At 60.4% G+C, this 22,080-nt stretch carries 25 protein-coding genes; 15 read left to right on the top strand and 10 right to left on the bottom strand.

Annotated features, from left to right (window positions below; translation table 11 throughout):
- Window positions 1-185 precede the first annotated feature (185 nt).
- The 4 genes from ACI3KQ_RS06890 to ACI3KQ_RS06875 all read right to left on the bottom strand — a co-directional run bounded on the left by ACI3KQ_RS06890 (window position 186) and on the right by ACI3KQ_RS06875 (window position 3,896).
- Entirely contained in the window at window positions 186-395 is a 210-nt protein-coding gene (locus tag ACI3KQ_RS06890; RefSeq protein ID WP_404956047.1) for a DUF2093 domain-containing protein, read from the bottom strand.
- Window positions 395-1,798 carry an NAD(P)H-dependent flavin oxidoreductase gene (locus ACI3KQ_RS06885; RefSeq protein WP_404956045.1) on the bottom strand — a complete coding sequence of 468 codons (1,404 nt, stop codon included), beginning with the start codon at window positions 1,796-1,798 and terminating at the stop codon, window positions 395-397. Before ACI3KQ_RS06885 ends, ACI3KQ_RS06890 begins: the two co-directional genes overlap by 1 nt.
- 93 nt (window positions 1,799-1,891) lie before the next feature.
- Window positions 1,892-3,034, bottom strand: a complete 1,143-nt coding sequence (locus ACI3KQ_RS06880) for a glycosyltransferase (protein ID WP_404956043.1) — start codon at window positions 3,032-3,034, stop codon at window positions 1,892-1,894.
- Window positions 3,027-3,896 (bottom strand): alpha/beta fold hydrolase, encoded by an 870-nt coding sequence (locus ACI3KQ_RS06875; protein WP_404956042.1) that lies wholly within the window; start codon window positions 3,894-3,896, stop codon window positions 3,027-3,029. The genes ACI3KQ_RS06880 and ACI3KQ_RS06875 overlap by 8 nt, the downstream gene beginning before the upstream one ends.
- Before the next feature lie 210 nt (window positions 3,897-4,106).
- On the opposite strand from ACI3KQ_RS06875, the gene astD reads away from it, so the two are divergent.
- From astD to ACI3KQ_RS06840, 7 genes are all read left to right on the top strand, one after another.
- Window positions 4,107-5,540 carry a succinylglutamate-semialdehyde dehydrogenase gene (astD, locus tag ACI3KQ_RS06870; RefSeq protein ID WP_404956040.1) on the top strand — a complete coding sequence of 478 codons (1,434 nt, stop codon included), beginning with the start codon at window positions 4,107-4,109 and terminating at the stop codon, window positions 5,538-5,540.
- 114 nt (window positions 5,541-5,654) lie between these two features.
- A complete protein-coding gene (gene cobA, locus ACI3KQ_RS06865; protein ID WP_404956038.1) occupies window positions 5,655-6,443 on the top strand; it encodes a uroporphyrinogen-III C-methyltransferase in 789 nt (262 codons plus the stop codon).
- A complete protein-coding gene (locus ACI3KQ_RS06860) occupies window positions 6,440-6,736 on the top strand; it encodes a DUF2849 domain-containing protein (RefSeq protein WP_404956037.1) in 297 nt (98 codons plus the stop codon). The genes cobA and ACI3KQ_RS06860 overlap by 4 nt, the downstream gene beginning before the upstream one ends.
- Window positions 6,737-6,739: 3 nt before the next feature.
- Window positions 6,740-8,371 carry a nitrite/sulfite reductase gene (locus ACI3KQ_RS06855; protein ID WP_404956035.1) on the top strand — a complete coding sequence of 544 codons (1,632 nt, stop codon included), beginning with the start codon at window positions 6,740-6,742 and terminating at the stop codon, window positions 8,369-8,371.
- Window positions 8,364-8,804 carry a DUF934 domain-containing protein gene (locus ACI3KQ_RS06850; protein ID WP_404956033.1) on the top strand — a complete coding sequence of 147 codons (441 nt, stop codon included), beginning with the start codon at window positions 8,364-8,366 and terminating at the stop codon, window positions 8,802-8,804. The genes ACI3KQ_RS06855 and ACI3KQ_RS06850 overlap by 8 nt, the downstream gene beginning before the upstream one ends.
- Window positions 8,797-9,588 carry a phosphoadenylyl-sulfate reductase gene (locus ACI3KQ_RS06845; protein ID WP_404956031.1) on the top strand — a complete coding sequence of 264 codons (792 nt, stop codon included), beginning with the start codon at window positions 8,797-8,799 and terminating at the stop codon, window positions 9,586-9,588. Before ACI3KQ_RS06850 ends, ACI3KQ_RS06845 begins: the two co-directional genes overlap by 8 nt.
- A 170-nt stretch (window positions 9,589-9,758) precedes the next feature.
- Window positions 9,759-10,154, top strand: coding sequence for an MAPEG family protein (locus tag ACI3KQ_RS06840; protein ID WP_404956029.1), 396 nt, complete (start codon window positions 9,759-9,761; stop codon window positions 10,152-10,154).
- 8 nt (window positions 10,155-10,162) lie between these two features.
- On the opposite strand, the gene ACI3KQ_RS06835 is transcribed toward ACI3KQ_RS06840, so the two are convergent.
- Window positions 10,163-11,647: a replicative DNA helicase gene (locus ACI3KQ_RS06835; RefSeq protein ID WP_404956028.1), complete on the bottom strand. Its 1,485-nt coding sequence runs from the start codon at window positions 11,645-11,647 to the stop codon at window positions 10,163-10,165.
- Window positions 11,648-11,781: 134 nt separating this feature from the next.
- On the opposite strand from ACI3KQ_RS06835, the gene ACI3KQ_RS06830 reads away from it, so the two are divergent.
- Genes ACI3KQ_RS06830 through ACI3KQ_RS06810 form a run of 5 tightly spaced genes read left to right on the top strand, consistent with a single transcriptional unit; the run spans window position 11,782 to window position 14,801 of the window.
- Window positions 11,782-12,264: a UPF0262 family protein gene (locus tag ACI3KQ_RS06830; RefSeq protein ID WP_404956192.1), complete on the top strand. Its 483-nt coding sequence runs from the start codon at window positions 11,782-11,784 to the stop codon at window positions 12,262-12,264.
- A 38-nt stretch (window positions 12,265-12,302) separates the two neighbouring features.
- Window positions 12,303-12,968, top strand: a complete 666-nt coding sequence (locus ACI3KQ_RS06825; RefSeq protein WP_404956190.1) for a GH25 family lysozyme — start codon at window positions 12,303-12,305, stop codon at window positions 12,966-12,968.
- Complete coding sequence (locus tag ACI3KQ_RS06820; protein WP_404956027.1) at window positions 12,965-13,441, top strand: cytidine deaminase; 477 nt, start codon at window positions 12,965-12,967, stop codon at window positions 13,439-13,441. The genes ACI3KQ_RS06825 and ACI3KQ_RS06820 overlap by 4 nt, the downstream gene beginning before the upstream one ends.
- Window positions 13,442-13,447: 6 nt before the next feature.
- Window positions 13,448-14,002 (top strand): dCTP deaminase, encoded by a 555-nt coding sequence (gene dcd, locus ACI3KQ_RS06815; protein WP_404956026.1) that lies wholly within the window; start codon window positions 13,448-13,450, stop codon window positions 14,000-14,002.
- 43 nt (window positions 14,003-14,045) lie between these two features.
- Complete coding sequence (locus ACI3KQ_RS06810) at window positions 14,046-14,801, top strand: metallophosphoesterase (RefSeq protein ID WP_404956024.1); 756 nt, start codon at window positions 14,046-14,048, stop codon at window positions 14,799-14,801.
- A gap of 17 nt (window positions 14,802-14,818) precedes the next feature.
- On the opposite strand, the gene ACI3KQ_RS06805 is transcribed toward ACI3KQ_RS06810, so the two are convergent.
- Both ACI3KQ_RS06805 and ACI3KQ_RS06800 read right to left on the bottom strand, forming a co-directional pair.
- Window positions 14,819-15,517 carry an anti-sigma factor family protein gene (locus tag ACI3KQ_RS06805; RefSeq protein ID WP_404956022.1) on the bottom strand — a complete coding sequence of 233 codons (699 nt, stop codon included), beginning with the start codon at window positions 15,515-15,517 and terminating at the stop codon, window positions 14,819-14,821.
- Window positions 15,514-16,002: an RNA polymerase sigma factor gene (locus ACI3KQ_RS06800; RefSeq protein WP_404956020.1), complete on the bottom strand. Its 489-nt coding sequence runs from the start codon at window positions 16,000-16,002 to the stop codon at window positions 15,514-15,516. The genes ACI3KQ_RS06805 and ACI3KQ_RS06800 overlap by 4 nt, the downstream gene beginning before the upstream one ends.
- Window positions 16,003-16,157: 155 nt before the next feature.
- Here ACI3KQ_RS06800 and ACI3KQ_RS06795 point away from each other — a divergent pair, with 155 nt between their 5' ends.
- Together ACI3KQ_RS06795 and ACI3KQ_RS06790 are read left to right on the top strand one after the other, a co-directional pair.
- Entirely contained in the window at window positions 16,158-17,414 is a 1,257-nt protein-coding gene (locus tag ACI3KQ_RS06795; protein ID WP_404956018.1) for a S8 family serine peptidase, read from the top strand.
- Between the two features lie 101 nt (window positions 17,415-17,515).
- On the top strand, window positions 17,516-18,157 hold the full coding sequence (locus ACI3KQ_RS06790) for a hypothetical protein (RefSeq protein ID WP_404956016.1): 642 nt from the start codon (window positions 17,516-17,518) through the stop codon (window positions 18,155-18,157).
- Window positions 18,158-18,328: 171 nt separating this feature from the next.
- Here ACI3KQ_RS06790 and ctrA read toward each other — a convergent pair whose 3' ends face one another.
- Window positions 18,329-19,036: a response regulator transcription factor CtrA gene (ctrA, locus tag ACI3KQ_RS06785; protein WP_404956014.1), complete on the bottom strand. Its 708-nt coding sequence runs from the start codon at window positions 19,034-19,036 to the stop codon at window positions 18,329-18,331.
- A 204-nt stretch (window positions 19,037-19,240) separates the two neighbouring features.
- On the bottom strand, window positions 19,241-20,134 hold the full coding sequence (locus ACI3KQ_RS06780; RefSeq protein ID WP_404956013.1) for a LysR family transcriptional regulator: 894 nt from the start codon (window positions 20,132-20,134) through the stop codon (window positions 19,241-19,243).
- A 107-nt stretch (window positions 20,135-20,241) separates the two neighbouring features.
- On the opposite strand from ACI3KQ_RS06780, the gene ACI3KQ_RS06775 reads away from it, so the two are divergent.
- Entirely contained in the window at window positions 20,242-20,961 is a 720-nt protein-coding gene (locus ACI3KQ_RS06775) for a pirin family protein (RefSeq protein WP_404956011.1), read from the top strand.
- 89 nt (window positions 20,962-21,050) lie between these two features.
- On the opposite strand, the gene ACI3KQ_RS06770 is transcribed toward ACI3KQ_RS06775, so the two are convergent.
- On the bottom strand, window positions 21,051-22,037 hold the full coding sequence (locus ACI3KQ_RS06770; RefSeq protein WP_404956010.1) for an acyltransferase family protein: 987 nt from the start codon (window positions 22,035-22,037) through the stop codon (window positions 21,051-21,053).
- Window positions 22,038-22,080: the final 43 nt, after the last annotated feature.

Raw genomic sequence — 22,080 nt, 5'->3', positions numbered from 1 at the left:
AAAAACGTCAATCCGCGACATCGTCCAGCATCCTTCCTAGTTAGGCAATCTACGTCGCCTGATAGAAACTATAACTGACAGGTCGTGGAAAAGGAACCACCAACTTAGGAAATCAGCCCAAAAAGCCCAATTTTCTCCCCAAGCCGGTTCCCCATAGGAGAAGTCGGTTGGCTCGTGAAACTGTTTCAGACCAACGCAGAGCGATGCCGCAATATAGACTGCGTCGCTTCCACCGGCCCGCGATAGGCTTCCTGAAACTCCGCGCTCCAATATTTAAGGTCGTCCAGATCGATCCGTTCGCCTGAAACCGCGCAGAGCACAAATTGCCCCGGACGCACCACATCGAAATGCGGCGTGTGATAATTCAGCACAGCAAGACCTGGGATATCGGCCATCAATCGCCCGTCAATATGCGATCGACCAATTGCCTAACTGTCGGCACGAACCCATTGGAATAAAACGGGTCCTGCTTGAACTTATAGGCTCCGTGGCCCGCAAATAGCAGATTTTTGTCGAGATCGCCGCCATGCACCGCTTCCTGCAGCGATTTCTGGATACAGAAGCTGCGCGGATCGGCGAGCCGACCCGTGGAGTTGGTTTCGCTATCCATCCAGCTGGAAAAGGCGCACTGGCTGAGGCAGCCCATGCAGTCGGTCTGATCCTTGCGGACTTCAGCCCTTTCCTCTTCGTTGACGAACACCAGCGTGTTGTCCGGCGTCTTCAGGGCAGAGGTGAAACCCTGCCCTACCCATTCGCGCGCGCGCAGAAGGTCACCGCGCGTCACCCAGAAATTCTTGCCTTTGACCCCTGCATCCAGCTGATGCGTATGATCACCTGCCTGCTCGGTGCTGAACGGTATTTGCCGTTCTGAACGCGCTTCCAATTGACGCAAAAACGGATTGCGGATCGCCGAGCTGTAGAAACCGGTGGGGGAAAAGCGGTGGAGCAGGATGTCGCCCGGTTCAAGCTGGGTGAGCCGCTGCTTCCATTCCTGCGGGATCGGACTTTCCTGCGTCAGCAGCGGACGCGTGCCGAACTGGAATGCGATACTGCCTAGTTCAGGATTGTCGATCCAGTCGTTCCAGTCCTTCAAGTGCCAGACGCCGCCAGCCATGATGATTGGCACGTCGTCCGAAATGCCGCCTTCACGCATGGTGTCGCGTAGCGCTTTGACGCGCGGATAAGGGTCTTGCGGCTGCCGAGGATCTTCCGCATTCGAAAGGCCGTTATGCCCGCCAGCCAACCAGGGATCTTCATAGACCACGGCCGCCAACCATTCCGCCGCCTTGGAATAGGCGCGCTTCCACAATGCCCGGAACGCACGACCGGAACTGACGATCGGCAGATAGCTGACCCCATAAGAAGCCGCGATCTCGCTCAGCTTATAGGGCATGCCAGCACCGCAGGTGACGCCTGCCACCATGCCGCGTGTCTTTTCCAGCACGCCGTGCAGCACCCGCTGCGCGCCGCCCATTTCCCAAAGTATATTGATGTTGATCGCGCCCTTGCCGTCAGCGATCTCGAACGCGCGCTTCACCTGTTCGACTGCGCCGTCGATGGCGTATGCCACCAATTCTTCGTGGCGGTCGCGTCGGGTGCGGCCATGATAGATTTGCGGAATGACGTTGCCCATGCTGTCATAGCTGTCCGCATTGACCGCAGACACGGTTCCGATCCCGCCGGCAGCGGCCCATGCCCCAGAGCTGGCATGGTTGGACACTGCCACACCCTTGCCGCCCTCTACCAGCGGCCACACTTCACGGCCACCATATATGATGGGCTTCAAACCCTTAAACAACGCAATCTCCCGCGCACTAATGCTGGGTCCCCGGGCCATTGAAAGTCGCGCTATAGCAGCTTTTGAACCCGATGACGAAAGTTACGCGCGCCCCTACCGTAAAATATGCGGACTGGAAAGTGCCTCCCCGTAAAGCGCCGCATAAGCATCGACCATCATGGCTTCGTCAAAGTCCCGGCGCGCCCGAGCCTGGTTCGCACTGCCCAACCGCCCTCTCAGGTCCGCACTGCCAACAAGCGTTCCCAGCGCCTGCGAAAGCGCCTGTTCGTCGGCCACGACGAAGGGACGATTGTCGGACGCGACCATCTGCACGACATCGCCGACATCCATCGACGCGACCGGCAGGCCCGCCGCCATTGCCTCGACAAGTGATATGGGAAACTGCTCACTGTCCGATGAAAGGGCAAAAATATCCAGCAGCCCGATATATCGCGACGGATCCGGCAGGAATCCCGCCATGTGCAGGTCGTCGATCCCATGGCGCCTTGCTTCGGCAAGGATTGCCCCCCGCTCCGGCCCTTCACCCACAACGACCAGTTGGATCCGGTCCCGGTGAGGCGCAACCGCCCGGACCAGGCGAGGGATGTTCTTGACCGGACGCAGGCCGGCAAGTGTGCCGACCAGCAATTTCCCAGGAGAGCGAATGAGGCCGGGAATCGCGCCGGGCGTCGGCTGGGCCGCATAACGTGCCACGTCGATACCATTGCGGATAAGGTGTATCCTGCGATCAGGCTGACGCCAGACATGAAGCGCAATATCTTCAAGCTTGCGGGACGGAACGACAACCGCGAAGCTTCCGCCCAAAGCCAGGCGGCGATATAAGGTCCGCCGCGTCTTCAGCCCTGCCGCCTCATCCGCGTTAAAGCCATCCTCGTGGTGAATGAGCGGCGGCAGACGCATGAATGGCGCGCAAAGGCGGTGGGACATCACCGCGTCCATCGCTCCCCAATTATAGGTAAGCACCAGGTCAAAGGCCGACATGAAGCGACCAATTGCCCGGAAATGCGCCGGGCTTGGGCTACCCTTAAGCGCAGGAGGTGGCGGGAAATCCACCATGACGGCGGGATCGATCGCGTCGCGCGCATTCATGGCGTCCGGGTCCGCACTGACGATATAGTGATGCGCCCGTCCACCCCACAGGTTCATGAGGCGGACAGCGCGCGCTTCCTTGCCGCCCAGGGTGAAGCTGCCATGAATATGAAGCAGCCGCGGCGGCCGCCCAATTGGATCAGCCACGAAGAACCCTGGCCAACAACTGATCGATAGCGCGCGCCGCCTCCGGTTCGTCCAGCAAGGGAGCGTGTCCCACGCCAGGGACTGTGGTCAGCGTCGCTTCACCGCCCATTTCCCGTAGCATCCGCTCCGCCGTATCGACGCTAAGAATATCGGAACATTCCCCCCGCAGGATCAGTGAGGGAATATCGCGGAAGGAGGCCATCGCAGGCCACAGGTCGACGCCGCCTTCGCCGCCCGCGACGCGCAGCGGCTCGGCAATACGCATGTCATAGTCCAACACTATGCGCCCTCCATTGCTCAGACGATAGAGCCGCTTTGCCATCGCCAGCCACTGTTCAAGACCATAGCTTGGGTAGACGTCCCGGTTCGCATCTTCCAGCGCGCGGGCTGCATGAACCCAACTGGGGTGGGACTGCCCCACGCCGACATGCGCCCTGATTCGCGCAAGGCCTGCCTCTTCCAGTTGAGGTCCGACATCGTTCAGCACGGCACCTGCAAGCCATTCGCGGTGTGTCGAGGCGATCAGCATGGTGATCAGCCCGCCCAGCGAAGTACCAATGGCGACGAAGCGGGTAATGGCAAGATCGCTCAATAGGCGACTGATATCCTGAAGATAGGTCAGCGGGACATAGGTCATCGGGTCCTTCGCCTGCGCGCTTTCCGAACGTCCCCGCATATCAGGACAGATAAGACGCCAGTGTCCTCCAAGCCTTTCGGCGAGTGGCTCAAAATCCCTCGCGTTGCGAGTCAGCCCGGGCAGGCAAAGGAGCGGCGGCCGCCCATCGGCGCCGCCCGCATAGTCGCGGTAATGAAGACGCAGGCCATCAGGGGACCACCAATAGCCGTCAGCAAATGCGCTCACCCGTCCTACATCCCCAGCATGTTCAAGACATCAAAGGACAAGCTTGAACCCCTTAATACCAAGCGTTGGCCTGGCTCGTCTTCATATCGCCGCACCGTCGGCGTCCCGCAAGCGGAGAGATTATCGGCAAAGAAACAAAAAGCGATACGGAAGCTGCCGCCGATGGCTCGCTCCCTTCCCTAATCGCCCGTTATCATCCATATCGACCGAATGTCCGCAACGCTGACTTCAACCGAACCCGCCACTGGCGTTCTCCTATGGCAAGGAACCTCCAGCGATGTGGAGGCGGAGGTTGCTCGCGTCCACGCAGCCTGGCCGCGCTGGGCGGCAAAACCCGTGGCCTACCGCATCGAAACGCTTCGCCGCTTCGTGAACGTCGTTCGCGCTAATGAAGATGCTTTGGCCGACCTGATCGCGCGTGAAACGGGCAAGCCCTTGTGGGACGCGCGAACTGAAGTCATGGCGGTGATGAACAAGGTCGATATTTCCGTTGCCGCCTATTCGGAACGGACCGGCCAGCGGCGGTTGGAAGCGGCCCTGGGCGCTCGCCAGTCTGTGCGGCACAAACCCCACGGCGTCATGGCTGTACTTGGCCCCTATAACTTCCCCGCCCATCTGCCGAATGGACATATCGTCCCGGCCCTGCTGGCCGGCAATGGCGTGCTATTCAAACCCTCCGAACATACGCCTGCCGTTGGGGAAATGCTGGTCCGGCTTTTCCATGAGGCTGGCGTTCCTGAAGACAGCCTGCGGCTGATTCTGGGCGGCCCGGACGAAGGAAAAGCCCTTGCCGCTCATCCCGATGTGAACGGCATCCTGTTTACCGGATCGGCGCACACCGGAATTTCCATAAACCAACAGTTCGCGACTAATCCCGCGAAAATCCTGGCCCTGGAGATGGGCGGCAACAATCCTGTCATCGTGTGGGACACCGCCGATTTGGCGAGCGCCGCAGTGCTGGTGATACAATCCGCCTTCCTGTCGAGCGGACAGCGATGCACCGCAGCGAGCCGACTGATCGTAAAGCAGGAACTGGCCGACGCGCTGATCGCTGAGGTCAAGAAAATCGCTGACCGCCTGATCGTCGATCACCCTCATGCCGATCCGACGCCTTTCATGGGGCCGGTGATCGACAATCGGTCGGCGGACCAACTGACCGAAAGCTTCCTTTACCTGATGAGCCATGGCGGTCGCCCCATCAAACATATGGTGCGCCCGGTCGAGGATCGCCCTTTCCTCAGTCCCGCAATCATCGACGTCACAGCCATGGAAGAACGGCCCGATGTGGAATTGTTCGGGCCGCTGCTGCAGGTCATCCGGGTGCCGGACTTTGCCGCGGCCATCGCAGAAGCCAACAACAGCCGATATGGATTATCCGCTTCGCTGATCGGGGGGACACCAGAACAATATAACCAGTTTTGGGCCAATGTCCGGGCGGGTATCGTCAACTGGAACCGCCCGACCAACGGCGCATCTTCCTCCGCTCCCTTTGGTGGTGTGGGAATTTCAGGCAATCATCGCCCGAGCGCCTATTATGCTGCGGATTATTGCGCCTATCCTGTTGCGTCCGCGGAAATTGAGCAGCCGCGCGCTTCCATCGGCGTGGGCCTTAAGGACATCGATATCAAGGCGATGGGCGACTGACCGTCTTCCTTAATCCCCTTATCAGTCGAACCGGGCACCCCTCCCAAATTTTCCTATGTGGCTGACAAAGCATTCTGAATTGAAACGCGCGCGTGCATCCGCCATTTGGCCATCATGGCTAAAGCTGCACCTTCCACCGTTTACCTCGTCGGCGCTGGCCCCGGCGACCCGGACCTGTTGACGCTACGCGCAGCGCGACTGATCGGCGACGCGCAGGTGATCGTGCATGACGGGCTGGTATCGGCTGCGATCTTGGCGATGGCCTCACCACATGCCGACTTGATTTCCGTCGCCAAACAGCGCAGCCGCCATTCCCTGCCGCAGGACGGGATCAACGCGCTCCTGATCGATCTTGCCCTTTCCGGGCGCAAAGTTGTCCGGCTGAAGGGTGGCGACCCCTTCATCTTCGGACGCGGCGGCGAGGAAATGGAAGCGTGCCGGGCCGCAGGGGTGCCGGTGGAGGTCGTCCCCGGCATCAGTGCCGCGATCGGCTGCGCGGCGCAGGCTCAACTGCCATTGACCCACCGTGACTCGGCGAGCGCAGTGACCTTCGTCGCGGGCCAGTGCAAGGGGCTGACCGATCAGGACTGGTCCGGGCTGGCAGGTCATGGCCGAACGCTCGTCATCTACATGGGCGTAGCAACAGCGGCCGACATCGCTGACAAGCTGATCGCCGACGGTGTGTCGCCCGCAATTCCGGTAGCGGTACTGGAAAATGGCACGCGTGCGGACATGCGGACGCTGCGCACCCTGCTGGCCGACCTGGGCGACATGGTGTTGCGAGAGAAGGTAATAAGCCCCGCATTGATTGTCGTGGGCGACGTAGCGGCCTATGCGCTGGCGCAGGACGCGCTGGCCGGTTTGACTGCGCAAATGAACAATGGGGCGGAGATTCATTCGTGAAAATTTTGACGGGCAATGACCTGGGCACCGGCGACGTCATCTGGTGGGCCGGCGACGGCTGGTCGCGCCAGTTGGCCGATTCGGTGGACGTTGGCGACAGGGGTGACGAACTGGCCCGCGCGGAAGAAGCTGCGCTGCGCGTCGTCGCCCCCTATGTGATCGACGCCACCATGACAGACGAAGGGGTGCGCCCCGCGCATATCAAGGACCGCATCCGCGCACTGGGACCGACCGTGCGGCCCGACCTGACGTTGAAACCGAATGACGCCGATGCCGGCAACTGGGTGATCTGAACCATGTATCGTTATGACAGCTATGACCAGTCCATCGTGGATACGCGGGTCGAGGAGTTTCGCGACCAGACGCAACGTCGCCTTGCGGGCCATCTGACCGAGGATCAGTTTAAGCCGCTGCGGCTGATGAACGGCCTCTACCTCCAACTGCACGCCTACATGCTGCGCGTCGCCATTCCCTATGGCACCCTGTCGGGCAAGCAGATGCGCAAGCTGGGTGAGATCGCGGCGAAATATGACAGGGGCTATGGCCACTTCACCACGCGCCAGAATCTTCAGTATAACTGGATCAAGCTGGCCGATGCGCCGGAAATCCTGGCCGAACTTGCGACGGTCGAGATGCATGCGATCCAGACCAGCGGCAATTGCATCCGCAACATCTCATCGGATCAATATGCTGGTGTGGCAGCGGATGAAATAGCCGATCCCCGCCCTTGGGCCGAACTGCTGCGGCAATGGTCGACCTTCCACCCGGAATTCACCTATCTGCCCCGCAAGTTCAAGATCGCGGTGATCGCGAGCGAGAAAGATCGTTCCGCGATGAAACTGCACGACATCGGCCTGAAGCTGGTAAAGCGTGATGGGCAGATCGGTGCCGAAGTCTATGCCGGTGGCGGCATGGGCCGGACGCCTATGGTTGCGCCTCAAATCAACAACTTCGTTCCAGAAGATGAGATTATATCTTATCTGGAAGCCTGCCTGCGCGTCTACAACCGCCATGGCCGTCGCGACAATAAATACAAGGCACGGATCAAGATCCTGGTCCATGAACTGGGCGTCGATGAGTATAGACGGCAGGTTGAAGAAGAGTTCGCCCATATGCGGACACTCGGCCTCAATCCGCCAACCGAGGAACTGGATCGCATCCGGCCATTCTTCGCCAATCCGGCCTACGAGCAGGGCTTGAGCGACGATATCGATCGCTCCGACCCGGCCTTTGCATTGTGGGTGGACCGGCAGGTCGCTGCCCACAAGCAACCGGGTTACGCTATCGTCAATATCAGCCTGAAACCGCGCGGCGGCATTCCGGGCGATGCTTCGGCGGAACAGATCAAACTGGCGGCCGACCTTGCGGAAAACTATTCGTTCGACGAACTGCGTGTAACCCATGCGCAGAACCTCGTGCTGCCGCATGTGAAAAAGGCTGATCTTTATGTCATCTGGCAAAAGCTGGATGCAGCAGGTCTGGCCGAAGCCAATCTTGACCTGATCACCGACATCATCGCCTGCCCCGGCCTGGATTATTGCAGCCTGGCCAACGCGCGCTCGATTCCGCTGGCGCAAAAGCTGTCGGAACGCTTTGCGAGCATCGACCAGCAGAAGGACCTGGGCGAGCTTAAGGTGAAGATTTCCGGCTGCATCAACGCTTGCGGCCACCATCATGCGGGCCATATCGGCGTGCTGGGCGTGGATCGTAAGGGAGTCGAGAATTTCCAGCTATCCCTCGGCGGATCGGGTGCCGAAGACGCTAGTGTCGGGCAGATTACCGGTCCCGGTTTCTCGGAAGACGGCGTGGTCGATGCGATCGAGAAGGTGACCGACCTGTATCTCGCCCAGCGAGAAGAAGGTGAACGCTTCCTCGACACCTATCGCCGTCTTGGCATGAAGCCCTTCAAGGAGGCGATCTATGGTTGAGTTTCTTTCCTTCCGCGAAGGCGAAGTAACGCAGGAACCGGCGGTGACGGTCGAATCCTTCACCGGCCAGTCCAATTCGACCGCCGTCAGGATTGAGGCGGGCGAAGACGCACGTGAGTTGCTGCCGTTTCTTGACCGGCTGTCGCTGGTAGAAGTCAACTTTCCTGCGTTCGGCGACGGTCGCGGCTATTCGGCGGCCCGCATCTTGCGGGAAGCGGGCTACGCCGGTGAACTGCGCGCCGTCGGCGACGTGCTGGTGGACCAACTCGTCGCAATGCGGCGCTGCGGCTTTGACACATTCCGGCCTGACAAGGCGCTGGACGACGACGCTGCAGCGCGTGCGCTCAATCGTTATGCCGAGGTCTATCAAAAGACTGTCGATGGCCTCCGCCCTGTTTGGGCGAAACGGCACCCGGAGAATGTGAATGGCTGAACCTGCCCGCCAGCTCGATGTGATCGACGCCCGGCCCGCCTTTACCCAGGCGGAAGCCGATGCCCTCAACGTGCGTTTCGAAGGTGTCGACACGCTGTCGATGCTCAAGACCGTCTTTGCCGAAGGACTGGCGGGCAACGTCGCGGTTGTGTCGTCTTTCGGCACGGAGAGTGCTGTGTTGCTCCATCTGGTGGCAATGGCGGACAGGAATGTGCCGGTCATCTTTGTCGACACGCTCAAGATGTTCACAGAAACGCTGGATTATCGTGACACTTTGATCGGCAGGTTCGGATTTACCGACAGCCGCGCCGTCACGCCCATCGCCGATGTGCTGGCGAAAAAGGACGAAACCGGCCTCCGCTGGTCCTACGACCCCGATGGCTGTTGCGAAATTCGGAAGGTCGAACCGATGCATCGCGCGAAGGAAGGGCTCGACGCCTGGATTTCGGGGCGGAAGGCGTTTCAGTCGGTAACGCGCCAAAACCTCCCCCGCTTCGAGATTGAGGACGGTCGCCTGAAGATCAATCCTTTGGGTGACTGGACTAAAACGGACCTAGAGGCATATTTCGAGCAGCATCAGCTGCCGCGTCACCCGTTGGAAGCACAGGGTTATCTGTCGATCGGGTGCGAACCCTGCACGTCAAAGGTTCTGCCGGGCGAAGACCCCCGCGCCGGTCGCTGGCGGGGCTGGGACAAGGTGGAATGCGGCATCCATACGCCCGTGACTCCGCTGCCCCCGCTTGTTGGCGACCCGGACGATCCGGCCAACCAGCCGGTATTCTGAGTATCGACTCGGTCTTGGACGGCTAGGTAGCGGACATAAAAATCCTCCCTGCGCCCAGCGCGTTGGGAGGATTTCTTTGTTCGCTGCCTTAAAATCCGCCAGCCTTCACAAGCAAGGTGACGTAGCCGCAACTTCGCCTATCATGCGCCAGTCAACCATAGGGGAATGTCATGGCCGTTGAAATCAAGATCCTGGCCTGGAGCTGCGTGCTCTTGCTCGTGCATATCTTTGCGGCGGCTCACCTCAAAACAAAGCAATATGGGGCCAAGTGGAACATGGGCGCGCGCGACGAATCCTTGCCGCCGCTGGATCCGTTGGCTGGCCGCCTGGTGCGTGCTCAAGCCAATTTCATGGAAACCTATCCTGTCGCCATCATTTGCCTGCTGGGCGTGGTCATCGCGGGCAAGACGACCGATACAACGGCACTGGGCGGGTGGCTGTGGCTTGGTGCGCGCACCGTTTATCTGCCGCTATATGGCATGGGCGTGCCCGTCATCAGGACTCTAACCTACGGCATGAGCCTCGTCGGTCTTGCCTTGATATTCCAGGCCCTGGTGTCAGGCTGACCCGTTCGTCATTCGTAATCGCCCATGAACCCGCCCTCGGCCAGGTCCGAGAAACGCGTGATCTTGGCGTCGAATTTCATGCGAATGCGACCGGTTGAACCGTGACGTTGTTTGGCGATGATCAGTTCGGCCAGACCGTAGATGCGCTCCATCTCCTGCGCCCACTCCAAATGATCAGGGCCTTCCTTGTTGCCCGGCTCCTTGGCTGCAACATAATAATCTTCGCGGAAAACGAACCAGACCATGTCCGCGTCCTGCTCGATCGACCCCGATTCGCGAAGATCGGAAAGCTGCGGACGCTTGTCTTCACGCTGCTCGACTGCACGGCTCAGCTGCGACAATGCCAGAACCGGGACGTTAAGTTCCTTGGCCAAGGTCTTGAGACCACGAGAGATTTCGGAAATTTCCTGAACGCGATTGTCGCTGCTCTTGCCCGTGCCTTGAAGCAGCTGAAGATAATCGACGATGACGAGGCCAACGTCGTGGCGGCGCTTCAACCGACGGGCGCGTGTGCGCAGGGCCGCGATGGTCAGGCCCGGTGTATCGTCAATGAACAGTGGCAGTTCCTGAAGCTCGCGCGCTGCGCGGGACAGGTTCTGAAAATCGGCGCGACTGATCTTGCCCATGCGCAGCGCTTCGCCGCTAATGCCCGACTGTTCGGCCAGAACGCGGGTGGCCAACTGATCGGCAGACATTTCCAGGCTGAAAAATGCGGTTTTCGCCCCCATATTCTTTTCTGGCGGAATGCCGTCAGCATGGTCCCGCATCCAACGTGAAGCCGCATTATAAGCGATGTTGGTCGCGAGCGACGTCTTGCCCATGCCCGGACGCCCCGCCAGGATCATGAGATCCGAATTGTGAAGGCCACCAATCTTTTCATTCAGGCTGTTAAGACCCGTGGTGATCCCGGACACATGACCGCCGCTGTTGAGCGCCCGCTCAGCCACCTGCACCGCCATGGTCGTAGCGGTGGCAAAGCTCTTGACCGAGCCGACCTCACCTTCCCCTTCCGACACTTTATAAAGCGCGACCTCGGCCTGTTCTATCTGCTCGCGCGGATTAACGTCCTCGCTTGTATCAAGAGCATTTTCAACAAGTTCACGGCCAACATTTACAAGTTGACGTAGAAGGGCAAGGTCATAGATCTGACTCGCGAAATCGCGCGCACCCAACAGCGCCGCGCCATTGCCGGTCAACTGCGCCAGGTAGCCAATGCCTCCCAATTCCTTAAGCGCCGGGTCCTGTTCCAGCATCGGCTTCAGCGTCACCGGGTTTGCGACCATGTCACGTTCCACCAGCTTCATGACGGCTTCGTAGACACGACCGTGAAGCGGTTCGAAGAAATGCTCCGGCTTTAGTTTCAGCTGCACATCTTCGGCGATTCGGTTGTCAATCATCAGCGCGCCCAGCAGAGCGGCTTCGGCCTCCACATTGCGGGGGAGTTCCGTAACGCCTGTTTCCGCGGCGGGGTTAATCTGCACCAGTTCGACCATGCGCTCCTCATCGCGCTCGCAGCGGCGCAGTGCAAGCGTGAAGCTATATCACCCTGGGCAAAGCTGTGGAGAACTTCATCGGCTCTTTCCGGCCTTGCTTTTCGTTGCAGGCCGCCGCACTCACCTTCGGCACCATGGCCGATCCGCGCATCATTGATATCACGCTCGATGAGCGGACGATCCTGTGGCGGAGCGCCGACGTCGAACAGGAACGTCGCATCGCCATATTCGACCTGCTGGAAGATAATTTCTTCGCTCCGCAGCGCGTCCATGCCGATGGCTATGCAGGCCCCTATCGCGTGATGCTGCGCGTAGAGGAAGGACGCCTGGTGATCGAGGTCAAGCGCGATGACGAAGAGCCGCTGGAAGCGATCATCCTCGGCCTAGGCCGCTTTCGCAGGCCTATCCGCGAATATTTCGCCATCTGCGACAGTTATTATCAGGCGATCAGCAATGCATCGCCTCAGCAGATTGAAACGGTGGACATGGCCCGACGCGCCATCCACAATGATGCGGCAGAGATGCTGATCGAACGGCTGGACGGCAAGATCAAGGTCGATTTCGACACGGCCAGACGCCTGTTCACGCTGATCTGCGTGCTGCATATCAAGGGTTAAGGGGGCACATCATTCGCCAGCATTCTACAGGCCGTTATCTGGCCCGCTTTCTGGCGGGCGTCGCCGTCTTTGCCCTGCTGGCGGCGGCGCTGTGGCTCTATGTACGCGACTGGGCGCCTGACCGCAGCGTTTATCCGACACAAGGCGTCGCGGTCAGCGCCGAAAATGGACCCATCGATTGGGGGACACTGGCCGCGAACGGCGTAGATTTCGCTTATATTCGCGCGGCCAAAGGGGCAGATGGCCGCGATCCTGCCTTTGCTCGCAATTGGTCAGCAGCTCGGTCGGCCGGACTGCGCTACGGTGCTTCGCTGGATTTCAGCCTTTGCAAGCGCGCGGCCCTGCAGGCAACTCGGTTCGTGACCACCGTGCCGCGCGACAACGCCGCCCTGCCCCCGGTTATTCGTTTGGCATTCACCCCCTCCTGCGCGGAACGACCGGAACGGGACGCAGTGCTGTCGGAACTCAACACTCTGGTCAATCTGGTTGAAAGCAACGCCGGCAAGCCTGCGTTGCTGAATATCTCGCCCGATTTCGAGGAACATTATGACATCGCTTCCGGGATCAATCGCACGCTTTGGCTGGACGGTGATTTTTTTCCCCCGGATTATGCGACGCGCAACTGGGTAATGTGGACAGCCAACGACATGCGGCATATCGACGGTGTCGAAGGGCCAGTCCGCTGGGGTGTTGTGGCGCCATGAATGCGCGGGAAGATACGATCAGCCAATTGGTAGAGGCAGCGCGCGCTGCCCGGAAGAATGGCTATGCGCCGTACAGCCGCTTTTCAGTCGGCGCGGCAGTTCGGCTGAACGATGGGGAAATAATCGTTGGCGCCAATTTCGAAAATGCGAGCCTGGGATTGTCACTTTGCGCCGAAACCGTCGCACTGGCGGCGGCCAATGCGCGAGGACGGTTTGCCGACATCGACGCCATTGCCGTGGTCGGTGGGCCAATCAGCCGCTCCGACAGTGCCGAAAATGAAAACCATGTCATCACCCCGTGCGGTCGCTGCCGCCAGATTTTGAACGAAGCTCAGCAGTTAGCCGACCGTCCTATCGCTATCTATTGCGCTTCGACGCATGGTGCCGCCATAGTGGAACATAGCGTCACGGCTCTTTTACCATTCGCATTTGGTCCCAATGACTTGGGCATAAATCCTAATAGGAAAAGTTAGATATTCATGTCGATATTGTCCGATAAGTGGATTCGCGAACAGGCCCTGTCCAGCAAGATGATCGAGCCTTTTGTCGAGAGTCAGCGGCGCGACGGGTGCATCAGCTACGGCCTGTCCTCCTACGGCTATGACGCCCGCGTGGCCGATGAGTTCAAGATCTTCACAAATGTTGATAGCGCCGTGGTCGATCCAAAGGATTTTGCATCGAACAGCTTTGTCGATCGCAAGACCGATTGCTGCATCATCCCGCCCAACAGCTTCGCGCTGGCGCGTACGGTCGAATATTTCCGGGTACCGCGTGACGTGCTGGTGATTTGCCTGGGCAAATCCACCTATGCGCGCTGCGGCATCATCGTGAATGTGACGCCGCTGGAACCCGGCTGGGAAGGTCATGTGACGCTGGAATTTTCCAACACGACTCCACTCCCCGCAAAAATCTATGCCAATGAAGGCGCGTGTCAGTTCCTGTTCCTGAAGGGCAATGAGCCGTGCGAGGTCAGCTATGCTGACCGGGCGGGCAAGTATATGGGTCAGCAGGGTGTCACATTGCCTCGGCTATGAAGTCGTGCGACATTGAGGAAATGAAGCTCGAGCGGTCGCCGCCATGCTGAATTTTCTTCGCCGCCGTCCACAGCCGCGAACCACGCTTTCCAGCGTGGGTGATGATGCGCGGGTCTACGCTATCGGCGACATTCACGGGCGATTGGACCTGTTCGACCGACTGATGGCCATGATCGATCAGGACGACGCGAACCGCCCGCCCCTGCCCCGCCAGTTGATCCTGTTGGGGGACTTGATCGACCGGGGTCCCCAATCGGCGCAGATGATCGATCGCGCCATGACCTTGGCACAATCGACGGAAAATGTCCGCTTCCTCAAGGGCAATCATGAAGAGTTGTTCGTCGCCGCCGCCCGCGGCAGCGCGCAGCATGCCGGTTTTTTCCGTCGCATCGGCGGCGTGGAAACGCTGGCCAGCTACGGCCTGGCTGCAAACAAATGCATGGCGATGGACGATGACGCGCTCGCCCAATGGATGCTGGCTCATGTGCCGCGCGATCATGTAGATTTCATCGACCAGTTTGAAGACATGTTAGCAGTTGGCGATTATCTGTTCGTCCATGCAGGCGTTCGTCCACGCGTGCGGCTGGAGGCCCAGCGCCCCGCTGACCTGCACTGGATCAGAGGCGAATTCCTGACCGATGGCGGGGATCATGGACGAATGATCGTACACGGTCATAGCATCACGGATGAGGTCGATGAACAGTCCAATCGCATCGGCATCGATACCGGAGCCTGGCGCAGTGGAAAGCTTAGCGCGATCGGGCTGCAAGGCGCGGAACGCTGGTTCCTCCAGACCTGATAGGCTGGCGACGGCTCTCAGCGCCAGCCGCTCGCCTTCGCCGCCGCTTCATCCCGCGCATCGACTGGATCGCCAGCCATCAAATCGGCCACCATCGCCATGATCCGAGGATCGATCGATGCGGCCTGACGATAGGCGGTGCGTTCTCCGTCGCCCGGAAGGAGTTGCTCTATCCGCCAGCCCTCTCCCTCCCGGCATGCCACGCCTGCCATGGCGTCCCCATCGAAGCTGCGGCACCAGGCCGCTCCCTGCTTCCGACGAAAGCTCAGGCCGATGCGGATGGACGCGCCCTCTTGCGCCGACGCCAGTTGCGTATCCAGCGCTGATTTAAGGTCACCCCCGGCGAACATTGCTCCTTCCCTCATCAGCACGGGGCCATCCGTAGCTTTCGTCCATTGCCCGACCGCCACGCCCAGCAGCAGACTGGCAGCGATTGCCCCGCCTATGCCCCAGTGGCGCCAGGACGATGCGCTCCGCTGGGGCATAGGCGCGACCTTCGCGGTCTCCCTCAGTCCAATCTCCATGGCTGATGGAACTGGTTCGCTCGCTATAGGTGCGTAGTGAGCCGACACGCGTTCGCGCAGACGGCGGTGCATCTCCAGACGTTTGGCCAGCGCAGGATCGTCGGCCACGGCACGGTCCACGCGCCGCCGGGTGACGTCATCCAGTTCCCCGTCGATCCATGCGATCAGCTTCGCTTCGTCAATGTCGGTCATGCAGCCTCCCCCATCAGCTCAAGAAGAGCGCCGCGGCCTCGCACCAATCGTGACGTCAAGGTGCCCATCGGAATGCCCAGCACGCTGGCGGCTTCCTTGTAGGACAACCCCTCCACCAGCACTAAGGCGATTGCTTCCCGCTGCTCGTCGGGCAACGCGTTCATGGCTCGATCGACGTCGCCCAGCATCAGATGGGCCTCGACATCACGGTCACCCGCATGGCCGACATGCTCTCCCGCCTCTTCGGGCGCGAACGTACGGGCGGCGCGTTGCCGCGCCCGGCCCTCATCGATCCACAGATTGCGCATGATTCGATACATCCAGCTGTCCAGTCTCGTTCCGGCTTGCCACTGGTCCCGCGCCCTCAAAGCCTTTTCGACCGCAGCCTGGCACAGGTCATCGCCATCGGCACGGTCCCTCGAAAGGCTGGCCGCAAAGCGGCGCAGCCGAGGAAGGATCGCCAACAGATCATTTTCAAATGACATCTGCTCTCCTGTAGCCGTCAGGGATGAAACGGTTGATGGCCAACGTTTCATCCCTGACTTTATTCCTTATCGGAAGTTTTTGAGCGATGGCTGATTTTGACGTCAATACGTCTAGGTTGTTCAGGCCCGATCGGCAGAAATATGAAAGAAGCGCCATGAAATTCACACGCACCTTGGCCCTCGCTATCCTGCTCATGACCGGAACAGGCTCAGGCGCACAGCTATTGCCTTCCGTCGGCGATGCTCTGGACATGAGCCGTGGCGCATCAGAGGGGCGTCTGGGCAGCGTGCTGGGTCAGGCCGATCTCGATCGGCTATCTCCCGCCCGTCTGGCAGACCGCCTGATGGAAACCAGGGACGCTCGCATCCGCGCCTTGCTGAATCAGCACAGCGATCGGATCGAACTGGATGACCGGCGCGAACCGGCGCGACGCGGCGTGATACTGCTAATCGGCGCCGCCGCCACCAGTGTCGAGGCGCTGCGGAAAGCAGGCTACGGTATCGAGAACGAATTTGTCGAGGGTCTTGGGCTATCGGTCACGCGGCTGGCTGTGCCGCAGGGACGCAGCCTTGCCCGCGCCCTCAAACAGGTTCGCTCGATCGCTCCCGAAGCACAGCCAAGCGCCGACAACCTCTACTTCCCCAGCGGCACGGCGCCAAAGTCCATGGCGGCAGGTGCAGCACATCTGGCGGGCGGAGGATTTGCCAAGGGCCGCATCGCAGGACTGATAGACGGCGGCGTCGCGCGCCACCCCTCACTTTCGGGGCCTATCGAACAACGCGGATTTGCGCGAGGGTCACCACGAGCCAGCGCCCATGGCACGGCGGTCGCATCGTTGATCAGCGGCACCGGCATCATCCAGGGCGCCGCGCCCGGAGCGGCTTTGCTCGTTGCCGACGTCTATGGCGATGATCCCGCTGGCGGCGGCGCCTTCGCCATCGCACGGGCGCTGGGATGGATGGCTGCGCGTGGAGTTGACGTGACGACCGTCAGCCTTGTGGGACCTGACAACCCTCTACTGGCTGGAGCAATCCGGCTGGCGAAAAGCAAGGGCGTGACGGTGGTCGCAGCCGTCGGCAATGACGGACCGGCAGCACCCCCGGCCTACCCCGCTTCCTATCCCGAAGTTATCGCCGTGACAGGGATCGACGGGCGTGGCCGCCTGCTTCCCGAAGCAGGTCGTGCCCGCCACATCGATTTCGCAGCCCCCGGCGCCGACATGAACGCGGCGCGTAGCGACGGCGGCAAGGGCCGGGTGCGGGGCACTTCCTTCGCCGCGCCGCTGGTCGCAGGCCGCCTGCTCACAACCGGCAGCTTAAAGGCGTTGAGAGCCGAAGCGACGCATCCTGGAAAGGCCGACCGCCGCCTTGGACGCGGTATCATATGCGGTCGGTGCAGAAATTTGGACTGAATTACAGCGCCTTGCTCGATTTTTTCTTATTGCCGGGATGAAATGCAGCGGCCGTCCCGTTGTCCTTCCATTGGATCGACAAACAAATGAGGAGACGATCGATGAAAGCGAAGTTCATTCTGACCGCTGCCTGCCTTGCCGCAATGACGGCGGCTCCCGCTTCGGCACAGCTTCTGGGTGGCGGAGGCGGCCTCGGCGGTGGTCTGGGCGGCGGCCTTGGTGGCGTAGGCGGCTCCTTGGGCGGAACAGTCGGTGGGTCAGGCGGCATAGGCGTTGATCGCGCCATCGACCTGCAAAATGGCCGGGTCCGCGCGGCTGGATCGGCTCAGGGCCGCGCCGATGGTGGGGCAGATGGCGCCATCACTCGCAAGGGCAAGACGAAGGGCGGCAGCGGGTCTGGCTCCCTCACCGGCTCAGCCAATGGCAATGTAACCGCAGACACGCTTGGCACGGCTGATGTGAACCAGGCAGCAGCTAATGTTCGCAACCGTGCCACTGGCACCGTCGGCGCCGCGCGCGATCGTGCCGTCAGCGCCGCAGCAACAGCCCAGGGCAAAGCAAATGCGACCGCTGAAACCACTGGAAATCGTGCGCGTGGCGCCGCCAGCAGCGCAAAATCCGTAGCCGGTGGCGCAAGCGGTGCGCTGGACGGGGCGGCCACATTGGACGCCCATGGTCATCTGACAGGTCATGCCGACACGACCGCATCCGGCGCAACCTCATCCAGCCAGACGGGCGAATAGCCCTTCAAGGGCGGTCCCCCGACCAAGGCTTTCAGCCATTGCCGCCCTTTGTCTGACTGGGGGCCGGCGACCAACAGGTCGTCGGCCCATTTCCATCGGTCATCGCCAGACACAGGAAGGCCAGCCGCCCAAGGGGCTAGCTGGCCTTCAATTTCGTCAGGGATGCCTAAATCAGGCGACCTTGGTCGCAACATCCATGGCTTCGTCCTGGTCACGCAGCACATAGCCGCGTCCCCAGACGGTTTCGATATAATTGTCGCCACTGCAGGCCAGCGCCAATTTCTTGCGCAGCTTGCAAATGAAGACGTCGATGATCTTGAGTTCCGGCTCGTCCATCCCGCCGTACAGGTGGTTCAGGAACATTTCCTTGGTCAGCGTCGTGCCCTTGCGGAGCGAAAGCAGCTCCAGCATCGCATATTCCTTGCCGGTCAGGTGGACGCGGTTGCCATCGACTTCCACTGTCTTGGCGTCCAGGTTGACGGCCAGCTTGCCAGTACGGATGACCGATTGCGAATGCCCCTTTGACCGACGAACGACCGCGTGAATACGGGCGATCAGTTCTTCGCGATGGAAAGGCTTGGTCACATAATCATCTGCGCCAAAGCCGAATGAGCGTACCTTGCTGTCCATTTCGGCAATACCCGACAGGATCAGCACCGGCGTCTGCACCTTGGCCGCGCGTAATTTTTTCAGCACGTCATAGCCGTGCATGTCCGGCAGGTTCAGGTCCAGGCAGATGATGTCATAATCATACAGCTTCCCCAGATCGAGCCCTTCCTCGCCCAGGTCGGTCGTATAGACGTTGAAGCCTTCGGTCGTGAGCATCAGCTCGATCGCCTTGGCCGTGGTCGGTTCATCTTCGATTAGCAGAACGCGCATATGAAGCCCCTGTCCTTGCAGATCCCGTAAACCCCGAAGAACGGCGTCTGCTCCAATTCATTAACCAAAAAACTTCTGAAGGACAAAGGTTAATTTTTCGCTAACCCGCAGAAATCCACGAGTCGCGGGAATTTGAATCTATTTACAAAGCCTTGACGATGGACTGATTCAAATCCTGCCAGAAGCCATTTTGCCGCTCAGCCCTCAGCAGCCATGATTACGCGTGATGAAATCAAGCAGGGCTTCAACTCGCCCGGACCTCAACCGCGAAGGTGGCGTCACGAGGTGGAGACCCAGCGGCGGCGGGCGCCAGTCAATCAGGATTTCCTCCAGATCACCCGCCGCGATAGCGTCACCGACGATGAAATCAGGCAGGCGAGCGATTCCCACCCCGGTCACCAAGGCGGGCAACATCGCTTCCCCGCTGTTGACTGTGATGCGGGCGCGAACCTGCACGGCCACATTCTGCTCCCCCGGTCCGACAAACCGCCAGACGTCAGGCGTGGAGACGTTGGAATAGCAAAGGCAGTCATGACCGCTAAGGTCCGCAGGATGCGTCGGCCGCCCCCGTGTATCCAGATAAGCGGGGGACGCAACGACATGCACATTCATATCCGCCAGCCGCCGGGCACGCAGCGAACTGTCAGGCATGTCGGCGATGCGGATGGTTGCATCCAGACCCATTTCTATAAGGTCGATCCGTGCATCCGACAGGTGCAGATCAACGTCGACGCCGGGGTGGAGCTTCGTAAACTCTGCGATCAGGGGCGCGACGCGCAGCAGGCCAAAGGTCATAGGGGCGCCCAGCTTCACTGTGCCGCTCAACTCCGTCGTCTCCCGGCGCGCAGCTTCCTCCGCCGCTTGCCCTTCGGCAAGTATCCGGGCGGCGTGATCGGCCAGCCGCTTGCCGCTTTCGGTAAGGGCGAGGCGGCGACTGGTCCGGCTGAACAGGCTGGTGTCGAGGTGCTGCTCCAGCCGCGTCACGGCCTTGGACACGGTGGCCTTGGAAACACTTAACGCCTTGGCGGCGTCAGTGAAGCTGCGATGCTCCACCACGGCGGCGAACATCGCCCAGGCTTCCAGATCGGGGAGACGCATAAGGGAAACAATCCGTTTCAATGCTGCTTGTTTAAGAAACGATCCTGATCGCTAGATTGCTGGAAAGCAAGTCGGAAGCGCCGACAATGCATTGAAAGGTCCAGCAGATGACTAACATCGTGCAGAACAGCATCGAACGCCGCCCCTTTACCTCGCTCGGCCATGCGGATCATGGCTGGCTGAACGCGCGGCACCATTTTTCCTTCGCGGATTATCGCGATCCCGCCCGGATGGGCTGGGGCGCGATCCGGGTATGGAACGATGATGAGATCGCCGCTCAATCCGGCTTTCCACCTCATCCCCACCGCGACATGGAAATCATCACCTATGTCCGCACCGGCGCAATCACGCATCAGGATAGCCTGGGGAACAAAGGCCGCACTGAAGCAGGCGACGTGCAGGTCATGAGCGCCGGAACAGGCATCCGCCACGCCGAATATAATCTGGAGAATGAAACGACGACGCTCTTCCAGATCTGGGTCATCCCCAGCGCAGAAGGTGGGTCGCCTAGCTGGGGAGCAAAGCCGTTTCCCAAAGGCGATCGGTCGGGCAAGCTGGTCGTGCTGGCCAGCGGGCATGATGAGGACGCTGAAGCGCTCCGCATCCGTGCCGACGCCCGCCTGCTGGGCGGCACGATCAAGGCGGGCGAAAGCGTGACTTACGAAAGCGCCCCAGGACGCCACCTCTATCTGGTCCCCGCCACCGGGCGGATAGAGATTGACGGCCAACTATTCGAAGCGCGCGATGGTGCAGCGATCATCGGCGGAAGCCCCTTTACGATCACTGCGCTGGAAGATGCCGAAATTGTCCTGGTTGACAGCGAATAGGCCTGCCCTCTTTCGACAGGCCCACGGTCGCCCGCCTCATCCCCCCTTCCCTGAGGCGGGCGACCACATCGCGTTCGAAGAGCAATAGCCTACAAAAAGATGCGTCGGGTCACGGAACTGCACTTCATGAGATGATAGGCCGCCATCGGTAGCGCGAGGGCCAAGGTCATCAGCCAGGATTTACCCATCATCGGCGCGAGATAATGAATCACTGCCACATGAAGATACATGATGACGAGCGATGCGCGGCCTATCGCCGCCAGCCAGCCGCCTACAGGCCCCATCCGCACCGAAAAGCGGAACAGCAGCAATGACGTAGCGATTGCTGATCCGATCGACAGTAGGGGCATGCCATAATCCCCAGCCTTCATATTCAATGTAGGCAGCAGCCCAGATAAACCGGCCAGCGATAGCGCCGCCAGCGGCCACCAGAACCATCGCCGCCAGCCAACTTTCTGCCAGGCACAGCCGATCCATAGCAGAGCAATCGCCATGGGAACGCTCAACGACCCAAGCACCGAAATATCTGTGATCCGACCCGTTATATAGGCAAAGGGTAGCAATAAGAGCATCACCAACATCCACCGCCTGTCGAGTGGATCGGGCCAGCGTGTCAGCAGCATGTTAAATAGGATGCGGCCGACCATCAGGCACGGCACGAACCAGAAGATTGTATATGGCCCTCGCAGCCATGAACCGCCCAGCAGCACCGGCAACAGGTCCTGCGGCCATTGGTCGGAAATAGGGCGATGTCCCTTCAACGGCTCAACGATCTGATCCGCCAAGATCAACAATGTCAGAAAAGCAGCGTAGGGCCGCATTTGCGATCCCAATTGGCGAACGGCGAACGCGCCAGGAGCCTGCGGACGCGACAGCAGGCCTGACAGCAGGAAGAACAGCGGCATATGGAAGCTGTAGACCGCGTCGCGCAGGGGGCCTCGCGTCCAGACATGTCCCACGACCACGGCGATGATGCCGACGCCACGCGCCACATCGACCCACTCAAGTCGTCCACCGCCCGGCACCCATTCCGATGGCGCCGTCCCGGTCCGGCTGCTGTCCCCCCTATTGTTCATGGCTTTGACGCCCTATAGGAAGCCGCAGAACCGTCAATCATCA

This window comes from Sphingobium sp. ZW T5_29 (genome assembly GCF_044987515.1).
Lineage (GTDB): Bacteria > Pseudomonadota > Alphaproteobacteria > Sphingomonadales > Sphingomonadaceae > Sphingobium.
Note: the sequence above shows the minus strand (reverse complement) of the source record. Positions and strands in the feature narration are given on the sequence as shown.

Coding starts and splice junctions, on each gene's coding strand:
- ACI3KQ_RS06890 (WP_404956047.1), bottom strand. CDS start 395: ATGGCCGATATCCCAGGTCTTGCTGTGCTGAATTATCACACGCCGCAT.
- astD (WP_404956040.1), top strand. CDS start 4,107: ATGTCCGCAACGCTGACTTCAACCGAACCCGCCACTGGCGTTCTCCTA.
- cobA (WP_404956038.1), top strand. CDS start 5,655: ATGGCTAAAGCTGCACCTTCCACCGTTTACCTCGTCGGCGCTGGCCCC.
- ACI3KQ_RS06855 (WP_404956035.1), top strand. CDS start 6,740: ATGTATCGTTATGACAGCTATGACCAGTCCATCGTGGATACGCGGGTC.
- ACI3KQ_RS06850 (WP_404956033.1), top strand. CDS start 8,364: ATGGTTGAGTTTCTTTCCTTCCGCGAAGGCGAAGTAACGCAGGAACCG.
- ACI3KQ_RS06845 (WP_404956031.1), top strand. CDS start 8,797: ATGGCTGAACCTGCCCGCCAGCTCGATGTGATCGACGCCCGGCCCGCC.
- ACI3KQ_RS06840 (WP_404956029.1), top strand. CDS start 9,759: ATGGCCGTTGAAATCAAGATCCTGGCCTGGAGCTGCGTGCTCTTGCTC.
- ACI3KQ_RS06835 (WP_404956028.1), bottom strand. CDS start 11,647: ATGGTCGAACTGGTGCAGATTAACCCCGCCGCGGAAACAGGCGTTACG.
- ACI3KQ_RS06830 (WP_404956192.1), top strand. CDS start 11,782: ATGGCCGATCCGCGCATCATTGATATCACGCTCGATGAGCGGACGATC.
- ACI3KQ_RS06820 (WP_404956027.1), top strand. CDS start 12,965: ATGAATGCGCGGGAAGATACGATCAGCCAATTGGTAGAGGCAGCGCGC.
- dcd (WP_404956026.1), top strand. CDS start 13,448: ATGTCGATATTGTCCGATAAGTGGATTCGCGAACAGGCCCTGTCCAGC.
- ACI3KQ_RS06810 (WP_404956024.1), top strand. CDS start 14,046: ATGCTGAATTTTCTTCGCCGCCGTCCACAGCCGCGAACCACGCTTTCC.
- ACI3KQ_RS06805 (WP_404956022.1), bottom strand. CDS start 15,517: ATGACCGACATTGACGAAGCGAAGCTGATCGCATGGATCGACGGGGAA.
- ACI3KQ_RS06800 (WP_404956020.1), bottom strand. CDS start 16,002: ATGTCATTTGAAAATGATCTGTTGGCGATCCTTCCTCGGCTGCGCCGC.
- ACI3KQ_RS06795 (WP_404956018.1), top strand. CDS start 16,158: ATGAAATTCACACGCACCTTGGCCCTCGCTATCCTGCTCATGACCGGA.
- ACI3KQ_RS06790 (WP_404956016.1), top strand. CDS start 17,516: ATGAAAGCGAAGTTCATTCTGACCGCTGCCTGCCTTGCCGCAATGACG.
- ctrA (WP_404956014.1), bottom strand. CDS start 19,036: ATGCGCGTTCTGCTAATCGAAGATGAACCGACCACGGCCAAGGCGATC.
- ACI3KQ_RS06780 (WP_404956013.1), bottom strand. CDS start 20,134: ATGCGTCTCCCCGATCTGGAAGCCTGGGCGATGTTCGCCGCCGTGGTG.
- ACI3KQ_RS06775 (WP_404956011.1), top strand. CDS start 20,242: ATGACTAACATCGTGCAGAACAGCATCGAACGCCGCCCCTTTACCTCG.
- ACI3KQ_RS06770 (WP_404956010.1), bottom strand. CDS start 22,037: ATGAACAATAGGGGGGACAGCAGCCGGACCGGGACGGCGCCATCGGAA.